We start from the raw sequence: 11,843 nt of genomic DNA, 5'->3' as shown, positions 1-11,843 counted from the left end.
TGAAAGTCTGATGTTCATGGTCTGAGCATGATCCCCTGACAGCATGAAATCAAGCAGTTTCAATGATCACGGGTATAATATGTGTTGTCCGCCTTATATGGGGCATTAATCGGTTATTGTTTTCCATGCTTAATTTCCTTTCATAAATTGAAAGCGTGGTCATTTTATCCAGGAATAGCTTTGGAACTGTGATATAGATCGACAACAACCGACACCAATAAAAATAAACCATTGTTTTTGGTCTATGTGGTAGATCGATATGCAGTTTTGTAAGGTCTCTGTTAATAATGTGTTTTGAGGATGTTCTTATGTCATGGAAATAACATTTGAGGACTTTTCATGTTTATTTTTCGGGTTTTAAATTAACGGTTGAATTTTATTTTATTAAAAGTGAATGCATATTCAAAGCATAAAGCGATAACCAATGCCGGTTTCGGTTAATAAATGGCGGGGGCGCGCGGGATCGGCTTCCAGCTTCTGGCGAAGATGTCCCATATATATGCGTAAATAGTGACTATGCTCAACGGCATTGGGTCCCCATACCTGGCTCAGCAACTGGCGTTGGGTCAGCACCTTACCGTGGTTATTCAGCAACACGGCCAGCAGGCGAAACTCGATAGGAGTAAGGTGCAGTTCTTCGCCCGCTCGCACGATACGGCGGTTGGCGAGATCGACCTGAATACCCGAAAAGGTGACCACCGGATCGCTTTGCTGCGCGCCTGCATTGCGACGCAGCGCCACCCGCAGGCGTGCCTGTAGTTCACCGATGCCAAAAGGCTTACTCAGATAATCGTCCGCGCCCGCATCCAGTGCGGCAATTTTGTCGCTCTCTTCGGTTCGGGCGGATAAAACAATAACCGGGATCTGGCTCCACTGGCGCAGGTCACGGATAAAATCGATACCGTCGCCGTCCGGTAAGCCTAAATCGAGGATCACCAGGTCAGGTTTACGCGTTGCCGCTTCAATAAGCCCGCGTTGCAGCGTGTCGGCTTCCCAGGCGCGCAGCCCCTCAGCTTCCAGCGCGGCACGCAGAAAACGACGTATGGCCTGTTCATCTTCAACGATGAGAACGTTAATCACAGATCCTCGGGTAATTCATCCAGTTGCGGGGGCGATTCCAGCGGCAGTGTAACATAAAAACTGGCACCGCCTTGCGGACGGTTAGCGGCGGTAATCGTCCCGCCATGCACCTCGACAATCGCCTCGCAGATAGCCAGCCCTAAGCCCACGCCGGGGATGGCCGACTCCTTGCTGCCACGGGCAAACTTAGCAAAAATTGCCTGCTCCTGCCCGGCGGGAATGCCGGGTCCGTTATCCCATACCTCAAGTGTAAGTCGGGAATCATCATGGCGGGCATCAATACCGATGTTCGCATTGTACCCGGCGTATTTGACGGCATTTTCCAGCAGATTAATCAGCACGCGTTCAAACAGCGGCCCGTCCACATGCACCAGCATCAGCGGGTCGGGGAGACTGAGCGCAATATGGCGTTCACCAAGTCCTGGTTCGAGCGTTCTCAGCGCGCTACCCACCACTTCTTCCAGGGTCAGCCACTCTTTTTTCAGGTTAAATCCGCCGGACTGGATACGCGCCATATCAAGCAAATTATTCACCAGCCGGGTGGTATTCAGCACATGCTGGCGGATTTCGCTGGCCTGCCTAGCGTGTTTCGACCCTTCGCTGGCAAGATCCAGCGTCAGGATTTCCGCCTGGCCGAACAGTACCGTCAGCGGCGTGCGCAGATCGTGGGAAAGCGCGGCGAGCAACGAGTTGCGAATACTTTCCCGCTCGCTGGCGAGACGCGCCTGTTCTTCGCTGGTGGCCAGCGCTTGGCGTTCGAGCGCACTGGCCACCAGCAGGGTAAAGGTTTCCAGCAAACGCTGCTGCTCGGGGATCATCAGCAGGCGCAAGTTTGCCGGTTCCACGATCAGCAAACCGTGCGTTTTCTGTGCGCTTTTCAGCGGCAAAATCTGGTAGGGCACGCCGGGGAGGGTATCGGTACCGGCACCCGCAGGTAGGCCTTTATCAAAGCTCCAGCGGGCAATAGCGTCATCCCATGGGCTGATCCCCTGCGTCTGGCTAATCGCCACCAGTTTTCCCGAATGGTCGGGCAGCAACACCTGGCTACGGGCATCAAACGTCGAACGGATAAACGCCTCGCTGGTGGTGGCGATATCGACGTCGCTGCGCCCGGTTGCCAGCGCTTTCGACATCTCATACAGATGGCGGGTACGCTGTTCTCGGTAGCGGGCGACGCGCGCCTGATAGCGCACGCCGGCGGTGAGGTTGCCGATGACCAGGCCGACCGTAAGCATCACGCCAAACGTCAACAGGTACTGCACATCGGAAACCGCCAGCGTACCCCGTGGCGCAATAAAAAAGAGGTCGAAGCTGACGACATTGATCACCGTGGCAAACGCCGATGGCCAGCGGCCATACAGCAGCGCGACCACCACCACGCCAAGCAGATAGACCATCACCAGGTTGGCGGCGTCAAAAGCCACCAGCCACTGCATGGCAATTAAGGTAATCGCGGCACACAGGGCCATCGCCACCAGACAGCCTTTCAGCTGGACGCGCCATTTTTCCATAAACGGGCGACTGTCACCGGGACGGGAGGGCAGGGTGACCGGCGTATCATCCGGCGCGATGATCACCAGGTCGAGATCCGGCGCGCGGCGTGCCAGCCGGTCGGCAAAGGATTCACCGCTAAACCAGCGCCGTTTGGTGCGTCTGCCGATCAGGATTTTGCCGAGATTGTGCTCGCGGGCGTAGCGCAAAATAGCTTTATCTTCTGCCGGGTCGGAAAGCGTGGCGGTTTCCGCGCCCAGCTCTTGCGCCAGATGGAGTGATGCGAGGATGGACCGACGCTGTTGCTCGGGTAAGCGGTGCAGGGCAGGGGTCTCCACATACACTGCATGCCAGACGCTGCCCAGTTTCGCCGCTAGCCGGGCGGCGGTGCGGATCAGCTTCTCGTTGCCCGTACCGTGCCCGACGCAGAGCAGGATCGCATCACGGGTATGCCAGACTTTTTCTTCGCCTAGCCTGTCGCGCCAGGCGCGCATCTGGTCGTCCACGCGGTCGGCGGTTCGGCGCAGGGCCAGTTCGCGTAAGGCGATAAGGTTGCCTTTACGAAAGAAGTGTTCGATAGCGCGTTCGGCCTGGCCACCGATGTAGACTTTACCTTCGTGCAGGCGCTGGCGTAAATCGTCAGGCGGAAGGTCGACCAGCACGATTTCGTCGGCGGCATCAAAGAAAGGGTCGGGCACGGTTTCACGCACCTGCACGCCGGTAACGCCGCTGACCACATCGTTCAAACTTTCCAGATGCTGCACGTTCACTGTGGTCAGCACATCGATGCCCGCTTCCAGCAGTTCTTCCACATCCTGCCAGCGTTTCGGGTGACGTGAACCGGGCGCGTTGCTGTGCGCCAGTTCGTCCATCAGTATCAACGCCGGACGCCGCGCAAGGGCGGCGTCGAGGTCAAACTCCTGAATCAGGCGGGCGCGATGGGCGATACGCCTTGGCGGCAGTACCGCCAGCCCATTGAGCAGGGCGGCGGTCTCCTTGCGTCCGTGGGTTTCGACCACGCCCACCAGAATATCCAGCCCCTGCGTCCGCAGCCGTTGTGCTTCCTGCAACATGGCGAACGTTTTCCCTACCCCGGCACAGGCGCCGAAGAAGATTTTCAGTTTGCCACGATGGTCCGTTGCCGCATGTTCCAGCAGTCTGTCGGGATCCGGGCGCAAAGGCTCGTCTGTCATGACTTATTTATCCTTGAGCGCATCCAGCGCCAGATTCAGTTCAATGATGTTCACCACCGGCTGGCCAATAAAATCAACCAGCGGGTGGGTGGTATTTTCTTCCACTAACCGGGCAACGGTTTCCGCGGGCAGATTACGCGCCTGGGCGACGCGAGGGATCTGCCAGACCACGGCCTGCGGCGTCAGGTTATTGTCCAGGCCACTTGCCGAGGCGGTAAGCAATTCAACCGGCACGCGGGCATCAGCCTGCGGGTTTTCCTGACGCAACTGTGCAACGCGCGCACTCACTTCTTTATCCAGCTCAGGGTTGCTGCCCGCGAGATTACTGCCACCGGATGCCATCGGATTATAGGGCGCATCGGCGGTGGCGGAAGGGCGACCGTGAAAATACCCCGGCGCGGTGAAGTTCTGCCCGATCAGGCGAGAGCCACGCACCACATCATCGCCCACGCGAATTAGTGAACCGTTGGCCTGCGCCTGGAACAGCCACTGCCCCAGCGCTGTGGTAACCAGCGGGTAAAGCCCGCCGGTAATCAACGTCAGTACTATTAAGAGTAGAAATGCAGGACGAATCAAAACCATTTTTTTATCCCTCTTACACCAGGCCGAACAGGGTCAGCAACAGGTCGATAATCTTGATGCCGATAAAAGGCACCACCAGTCCACCCAGCCCATAAACCCACAGGTTGCGGCGCAGCATGGCGGAGGCCGTCAGCGGTTTGTAACTCACCCCCTTCAACGCCAGTGGGATCAAAAAGACGATGATCAGGGCGTTAAAGATGACCGCGCTCAGAATGGCCGAGGCCGGAGAGTGCAGGTGCATCACGTTCAGCGCATTGAGCTGCGGGTAGGTCGCCGCAAATGCCGCCGGGATGATGGCGAAATACTTCGCCACGTCGTTGGCGATACTGAACGTGGTCAGCGAACCACGGGTCATCAGCATCTGTTTGCCGATGTGTACCACTTCAATCAGCTTGGTGGGGTTGGAGTCCAGGTCCACCATGTTGCCAGCCTCTTTCGCCGCCTGGGTCCCGGAGTTCATGGCAACCGCAACATCCGCCTGCGCCAGCGCCGGGGCGTCGTTGGTGCCATCCCCGGTCATCGCCACCAGACGGCCTTCTGACTGATATTGACGAATCAGCGCCAGTTTTGCCTCCGGCGTCGCTTCGGCGAGGAAATCATCGACCCCGGCTTCGGCGGCAATGGCAGCGGCAGTGAGGCGGTTATCCCCGGTGATCATCACCGTCTTGATGCCCATTTTCCGCAGTTGGGCGAAACGCTCTTTGATGCCGCCTTTGACGATATCTTTTAGCGAAATCACGCCCAGTACGCGTGCACCTTCTGCCACCACCAGCGGGGTAGCCCCAAGACGCGCCACGCGTTCCACCAGCTGTTCGACATCGGCCGGGAACTGGCCGTTGTTGGCCTCAATATGACGACGAATGGCATCCACGGATCCTTTGCGGATCATACGTTCCTGCACGTTAATGCCGCTCATGCGGGTTTGGGCGGTGAAGGGAACGAAGGTCGCCTGCAGGCTCTGTACGTCCCGTTCGCGCAGGTTGAAGCGCTGTTTTGCCAGAATCACAATGCTGCGACCTTCCGGCGTTTCATCCGCCAGCGAAGAGAGCTGTGCGGCATCGGCCAGCGTTTTTTCATCCACGCCGCTGGCGGGCAGGAACTCAAAGGCCTGACGGTTGCCGAGCGTGATGGTGCCGGTCTTATCCAGCAGCAGTACGTCGACATCCCCTGCGGCTTCCACGGCACGCCCGCTGGTGGCAATCACATTGGCACCGAGCATGCGGCTCATCCCGGCAACGCCAATGGCTGACAGCAAACCGCCGATAGTGGTCGGGATCAGGCAGACCAGCAGGGCTACGAGAACGGTCACGCTGACCGCCGTACCGCCGTAGACCGAGAATGGCCACAGGGTGGCGGTTGCCAGCAGGAAGACAAGGGTCAGAGCTACCAGCAGAATGGTCAGCGCGATCTCATTGGGGGTTTTACGCCGCTGTGCGCCTTCCACCATCGCAATCATCCGGTCAAGGAAGGTTTCGCCTGGGTTAACGCTACACTGAATCACCAGCCAGTCAGACAGGATGCGCGTACCGCCTGTGACCGAGGCGAAATCGCCGCCAGACTCACGAATTACCGGCGCAGACTCCCCGGTAATGGCGCTTTCATCCACCGACGCACCGCCCTCAATCACTTCCCCGTCGCAGGGAATAATGTCGCCCGCTTCCACCAGCACCACATCGCCTTTACGCAGATCGCCCGCGGGAATGTGATCGATTTGCGCGTCATGCTGCGGAGCGCGTAATTTGCGGGCGAAGGCGGTTTTCTTCACTCCTTTCAGACTGTTGGCCTGCGCTTTACTGCGGCCTTCCGCCAGCGCTTCGGCGAAATTGGCGAACAATACGGTAAACCACAGCCACAGACTGACCGCACCGGTAAACCAGGTGCTGCCGTCGAGATACCCACTCGCCATGGCAATCGCCAGCAGCGTGGTCAGCACGCTGCCAATCCAGACGATAAACATTACCGGGTTGCGCCATTGGGTATGCGGGCTCAGTTTGGTAATGGAATCAATCAGCGCCTGACGTACCAGCGTCGGTTCGAGCAGGGCCATTTGTTTGCGACTCATGACAAATACTCCGCAAATCAGCGTAAAGAGAGATATTCCGCTACCGGGCCAAGCGCCAGAGCAGGAATAAAGGTCAGGGCACCCACAAGCAGCACGGTACCGATCAGCAGGCCGATAAACAGCGCGCCGTGTGTCGGCAGTGTCCCGGTGCTGGCGGGCTGGATTTTTTTGGTGACCAGTGACCCGGCAATCGCCATGACCGGCACAATGACGCCGAAGCGACCAAAGAACATGCAAAACGCTAACAGGCAGTTCCAGAACGGCGTATTCGCACTCAGGCCCGCAAAGGCGCTACCGTTGTTATTCGCAGCGGAGGAGACGGCATACAGGACTTCACTAAAGCCGTGGATACCCGGGTTGAACATGCCGCTACGTCCGGCTTCGGTCATCATCGCCAGCGCCGTGCCGATCAGCACAAGCGCCGGGGTAACGAGGATCGCCAGGGCGGTCATCTTCATTTCGCGCACGTCGATTTTTTTGCCGAGGTATTCCGGCGTGCGACCAATCATCAGCCCGGCGATAAACACCGCAAGCAGCACAAACAGCAGCATGCCGTACAGCCCGGAACCGACGCCGCCAAACACCACTTCACCGATTTGCATCAGCCACATCGGCACCATCCCGCCCAGCGCGGTAAAGGAGTCATGCATGGCATTGACCGCACCGCAGGAAGCGGATGTGGTAATAACGGCGAACAGACTACTGACAAGAATGCCGAAACGGCTCTCTTTGCCTTCCATGTTGATCACGCTGTCGCCTCCCAGCGTCAGGAAGTGTGGGTTACCTTGCCACTCGGCCCACATGACGACGGCGACACAAATAACAAAGATGATTGACATGGCCCACAGGATGGCGTGCCCCTGACGGCGATCGCTAACGGCATCGCCAAAGGCGAAGCACAGCGCCGCCGGGATCAAAAAGATCGCCAGCATCTGCAGGAAGTTGGTCAGCGCAGTGGGGTTTTCAAACGGGTGCGCGGAGTTGGCGTTAAAGAAACCACCGCCGTTGGTTCCCAGCATTTTGATGGCTTCCTGCGAGGCAACCGGCCCCATCGGCAGCAGCTGTTTTGCCCCTTCCAGGGAGGTAAAAGGCTGGTAGGGCAGAACGTTTTGCAGAGCGCCCTGTTGAATAAATACCAGCGCCAGGATCAGCGACAGCGGCAGCAACAGCCACAGGGTAATGCGGGTCAGGTCGACCCAGGCGTTCCCCAGCGTACTCATGCTGTGGCGGGCAAAGGCGCGAATCAGAGCGAAAATGACCGCAATGCCGGTAGCCGCAGAGAGGAAGTTTTGCACCGTCAGGCCGACCATCTGGCTGAAATAACTCAGGGTGCTTTCACCCGCATAGGCTTGCCAGTTGGTATTAGAGATAAAGCTCACGGCAGTATTCAGCGCCAGATGCCAGGGCAAACCTGGAAATTGCTGTGGGTTAAAAGGCAGGATGCCCTGCAACATCAGGATGGCGAACAGTAGCACCAGACCAAAAATGTTGAGCCACAGTATCGCCATCAGGTACTGGAACCATCCCATTTCACGGGTATCAATCCCCATAATTCGCCACAGTCCGTTCTCGATGGCCGCTACCCTAGGAAGGGGCGTGCCGACGATCATTTTCGCCAGCACAGTCCCGAGCGGGCGAGCAAGGATAAACAGGACCAGTAAAAAGCTGGCAGTCAGTAAAAACGCCTGGGCAGCCATCAGAAAGCCTCCGCGTTAATCAGGGCATAGACCAGATAGCCCAACAACAGGAAAACCAGCACGATGCCGGTTACAACGCCTGCACTCACAATCCACCTCCAGGTGTTTTAGGGATTGAGGTGAGGGTAGGATTTTGCGTGCAAAGATTTCGCAAAAATCAGCGGGCGGGGTGTAAAAAAAATATAAAAATGGCGAAGACCATAATTTAACTAATGTTTAGTATTAATTTAACTTTTATGTAACTCAATTACGCGGTGAATGTAAATAAAGCTTAAATTTACAAAATTTAGTGGTCGGATGAGTAGTAAAATTACAAACAAAACGGTACTATTTTAACCAGATTCAGATGCGCCCCACAGGATCTGTAAACGATCTACATCATGGGGGACATTTTTTCCGGTGAATGTTACCGGCCAACAAAGGGGAGAAAATTATGACCGTATATAAAGCATTTCCAGTCCATGTCGTCTTAATGCGTCGCATTTTCGCCGTGCTGGCGGGTGTCCTGGCATTACCGGTAATGATGTTCTGGAAAGACCGCGCGCGTTTTTACAGCTATCTGCATCGCGTCTGGGCAAAAACCAGCGAGAAACCGGTGTGGATGGATCAGGCCGAAAAAGCGACCTGCGATTTTTATTGATCAATTGATTACACCCAGCAATAAAAAAAACCGCCACGTTTCGACGTAGCGGTTTTTTTTACCCCTCAGGATTCGCGGTCCGTTGGGGAACTATCAAGCCCCATCCAGGGTAATCCAGTCTCATACTCCACAGAATGTTCGTCAACCTGTTAGCCCTGAACGTTTTCTTAAAAGCCATGCTAACACTGGCTCACCGTTTTTTTTATCCACCCGCTACACTTAACCCACACTGTTGTCGCGAGAGGCAACCTGCGCTTGCACTCGTAACCTTCCTTTAACACACTAGCGCTGTTTTCTGACGGACATAAAATTCCAGGAGAGTTATGACCACCCATCTGGTCTGGTTTCGCGCGGATTTGCGCGTACATGATAATTTTGCCCTTGCGGCCGCCTGCGCCAGCCGTTCGGCCAGTGTCAAAGCTCTGTTTATCGCCACGCCGGGACAGTGGAAAAAATATGCGATGGCCCCGCGTCAGGCCGCGTTTCTTGCTACCCACCTTAATGCATTGCAGCAGGCGCTGGCGGAGAAGGGCATTCCGTTGATCTTCCGGGAAGTGGACGATTTTGCCGCCAGCGTGGAAACCGTGGCGACGATTTGCAAAGAAGAAAACGTCAGCCATCTTTTTTATAACTACCAGTACGAAGTCAACGAACGCCAGCGTGATGCGGCGGTGGAAAAGGCGCTGGCTGATGTCGCCTGTCAGGGTTTTGATGACAGTGTGATGCTGGCCCCGGGCAGCGTGATGACCGGCAATCATGAAATGTACAAAGTTTTTACGCCGTACAAAAACGCCTTTCTCCGGCGGTTGAAAGAGGATTTGCCCGAGTGCGTTGGCGCGCCGCGCGTGCGGGAAACGGGCGCATTAAGCAAGCCATGTACGATGCTGACGTTTGACTATCCGCAGGAAGAATATGATCCGGCGCTGTTTGCGGCGGATGAGAAAACGGCGATTCAGCGCCTGCGTCATTTTTGCCAGCAGCAGGCTGCTGGGTATGAGCAACAGCGTGATTTTCCGGCTATTGAAGGCACCAGCCGCCTTTCCGCCTGTCTGGCATTAGGTGTTCTCTCGCCGCGACAGTGCCTGCATCGCCTGCTGGCCGAGCAGCCTGATGCGCTGAACGGAGGGAGCGGGGCGGTATGGCTTAATGAGCTAATCTGGCGGGAATTCTATCGCCATTTGATGACCTATCATCCTGATTTATGTAAATATCATCCTTTCATTCCGTGGACGGATAAGGTGAAATGGCATGACCACCCGGAGCAGCTTCGCGCCTGGTCGGAGGGGAAAACCGGCTATCCGATTGTGGATGCCGCCATGCGCCAACTGAACAGCACGGGCTGGATGCATAACCGCCTGCGGATGATCGTTGCCAGCTTCCTGGTGAAAGACCTGTTGATCGACTGGCGTCGCGGCGAGCACTATTTTATGTCGCAACTGATCGACGGCGATCTCGCCGCCAACAACGGCGGTTGGCAGTGGGCGGCATCGACCGGAACCGATGCGGCACCCTATTTCCGCATTTTCAATCCCACGACCCAGGGGGAGCGGTTTGATACCGAAGGAGAGTTTATTCGCGCGTGGATCCCGGAAATTGCCGATGTGCCTGGTAAGGCGATTCACGACCCCTGGACATGGGCGGATAAAAAAGGCACGACCCTGGATTATCCGCGACCGATAGTGGAACACAAACAGGCTCGGGCTGCCACGCTGGCCGCCTATGAAGCCGCCCGTAAAGCGTAAAGAGAGTGATGATGAAAAATACCGAACTGGAAAAGCTGGTTAACGAGAAACTCAACAGTGCGGCGTTCAGCGATTACGGCCCGAATGGCCTACAGGTTGAGGGACGCGAAACCGTCAAAAAAATCATCACCGGGGTGACGGCAAGCCAGGCGCTACTGGATGAAGCGGTGCGTCAGGAAGCCGATGCGGTGATTGTGCACCATGGCTATTTCTGGAAAAACGAACCGGCGATCATTCGTGGCATGAAGCGCAATCGTCTGAAAACGCTGCTGGCGAATGATATCAACCTCTACGGCTGGCACCTGCCGCTGGATGCGCACCCGGAGCTGGGCAACAACGTACAACTGGCGGCACTGCTGGGGATTACGGTGATGGGCACCGTTGACGGTGAAGAGTTGTTGCCGTGGGGCGAGCTGTCGATGCCGGTTCCGGGGCTGGAGCTGGCGTCCTGGATTGAAGCGCGTCTGGGTCGCAGGCCGCTGTGGAGTGGTGATACCGGGCCAGATCTGATTAAGCGTGTGGCCTGGTGTACTGGTGGCGGACAAGGGTTTATCGATAACGCCGCGCGTTTTGGCGTGGACGCCTTTATTACCGGCGAAGTCTCTGAGCAAACCATTCACTCCGCACGTGAGCAGAACCTGCACTTTTACTCGGCAGGGCATCACGCGACAGAACGCGGCGGTATTCGCGCATTAAGCGAATGGCTGACCGAGAACACGGATCTGGATGTGACATTTATTGATATTCCGAATCCGGCGTAACGTTAATACGCGGCATCTCTACAGGTGTCGCGTATTAATAAAATGTCTTATTATTAGATTTTTTAAGAGAGAAATCTTTAGTGTAATATTTTAGGCGTTTTGTGATTAATAGTTTGCCGTGTTGTATATACTTCTTCAGTGAAAAGATGTTGTTACATTGAGTACGAAGATTTTGTCTTTGTAATAAGATTATTTAATTTCTAATCTGAAGGGAGCTTGCATCTTAAAATAAAAAACTTGATGATTTTTAGTCTGAATATCATGTTTAAATGTTTTTTTATGACGAAAGTGTTAATCAAAGAAATGTTTCAGGGGATGTTGCTTTGTCTGATTATTTTGCCTTTTCTCTCCCGCGCCGGTGTAGTCATCATTGGCACGCGGGTTATCTATCCGGAAACTAAAAAAGAAGTTACCGTCTCGTTAAAAAATAAGGGCGAGCAGGCAGCACTGGTGCAAAGCTGGATAGATACTGGTGACCCGCTCGCATTGCCGGAAAAGACTCATGTGCCTTTTGTGTTAACGGCGGATTCAACTCCGAAGTGCAACGCTAAGCCGCCAATCTTAGCTCTGCAAACACCACAGACGGTTGCCTGAA

At 55.5% G+C, this 11,843-nt stretch carries 9 protein-coding genes and 1 pseudogene; 4 read left to right on the top strand and 6 right to left on the bottom strand.

Features of this window, described 5'->3' with window-relative positions; all coding sequences use genetic code 11:
- Window positions 1–402 precede the first annotated feature (402 nt).
- The 6 genes from kdpE to kdpF are packed head-to-tail and all read right to left on the bottom strand — an operon-like array spanning window position 403 to window position 8,194.
- Window positions 403–1,080 (bottom strand): two-component system response regulator KdpE, encoded by a 678-nt coding sequence (gene kdpE / locus ACSZPU_RS18820; RefSeq protein ID WP_499001876.1) that lies wholly within the window; start codon window positions 1,078–1,080, stop codon window positions 403–405.
- Window positions 1,077–3,764: a two-component system sensor histidine kinase KdpD gene (kdpD, locus tag ACSZPU_RS18815; RefSeq protein ID WP_499001873.1), complete on the bottom strand. Its 2,688-nt coding sequence runs from the start codon at window positions 3,762–3,764 to the stop codon at window positions 1,077–1,079. Before kdpD ends, kdpE begins: the two co-directional genes overlap by 4 nt.
- A 3-nt stretch (window positions 3,765–3,767) precedes the next feature.
- Complete coding sequence (kdpC, locus tag ACSZPU_RS18810) at window positions 3,768–4,346, bottom strand: potassium-transporting ATPase subunit KdpC (RefSeq protein ID WP_499001871.1); 579 nt, start codon at window positions 4,344–4,346, stop codon at window positions 3,768–3,770.
- Between the two features lie 13 nt (window positions 4,347–4,359).
- On the bottom strand, window positions 4,360–6,408 hold the full coding sequence (gene kdpB / locus ACSZPU_RS18805; protein ID WP_499001868.1) for a potassium-transporting ATPase subunit KdpB: 2,049 nt from the start codon (window positions 6,406–6,408) through the stop codon (window positions 4,360–4,362).
- A 17-nt stretch (window positions 6,409–6,425) separates the two neighbouring features.
- Window positions 6,426–8,105, bottom strand: coding sequence for a potassium-transporting ATPase subunit KdpA (gene kdpA / locus ACSZPU_RS18800; RefSeq protein WP_499001865.1), 1,680 nt, complete (start codon window positions 8,103–8,105; stop codon window positions 6,426–6,428).
- Window positions 8,105–8,194 carry a K(+)-transporting ATPase subunit F gene (gene kdpF, locus ACSZPU_RS18795; protein WP_041852093.1) on the bottom strand — a complete coding sequence of 30 codons (90 nt, stop codon included), beginning with the start codon at window positions 8,192–8,194 and terminating at the stop codon, window positions 8,105–8,107. Before kdpF ends, kdpA begins: the two co-directional genes overlap by 1 nt.
- A 344-nt stretch (window positions 8,195–8,538) precedes the next feature.
- On the opposite strand from kdpF, the gene ACSZPU_RS18790 reads away from it, so the two are divergent.
- From ACSZPU_RS18790 to ACSZPU_RS18775, 4 genes and pseudogenes are all read left to right on the top strand, one after another.
- On the top strand, window positions 8,539–8,745 hold the full coding sequence (locus ACSZPU_RS18790; protein ID WP_499001863.1) for a YbfA family protein: 207 nt from the start codon (window positions 8,539–8,541) through the stop codon (window positions 8,743–8,745).
- A gap of 323 nt (window positions 8,746–9,068) precedes the next feature.
- Window positions 9,069–10,487 carry a deoxyribodipyrimidine photo-lyase gene (phrB, locus tag ACSZPU_RS18785; protein ID WP_499001861.1) on the top strand — a complete coding sequence of 473 codons (1,419 nt, stop codon included), beginning with the start codon at window positions 9,069–9,071 and terminating at the stop codon, window positions 10,485–10,487.
- 11 nt (window positions 10,488–10,498) lie between these two features.
- Window positions 10,499–11,248, top strand: a complete 750-nt coding sequence (locus tag ACSZPU_RS18780) for a type 2 GTP cyclohydrolase I (RefSeq protein WP_499001878.1) — start codon at window positions 10,499–10,501, stop codon at window positions 11,246–11,248.
- Window positions 11,249–11,551: 303 nt separating this feature from the next.
- Window positions 11,552–11,770: pseudogene (locus ACSZPU_RS18775) on the top strand (fimbria/pilus periplasmic chaperone); the annotation flags it as partial.
- Window positions 11,771–11,843 lie beyond the last annotated feature (73 nt).

Source organism: Phytobacter sp. V69, from assembly GCF_965644215.1.
In the GTDB taxonomy this organism is placed as follows: domain Bacteria; phylum Pseudomonadota; class Gammaproteobacteria; order Enterobacterales; family Enterobacteriaceae; genus Phytobacter.
Note: the sequence above shows the minus strand (reverse complement) of the source record. Positions and strands in the feature narration are given on the sequence as shown.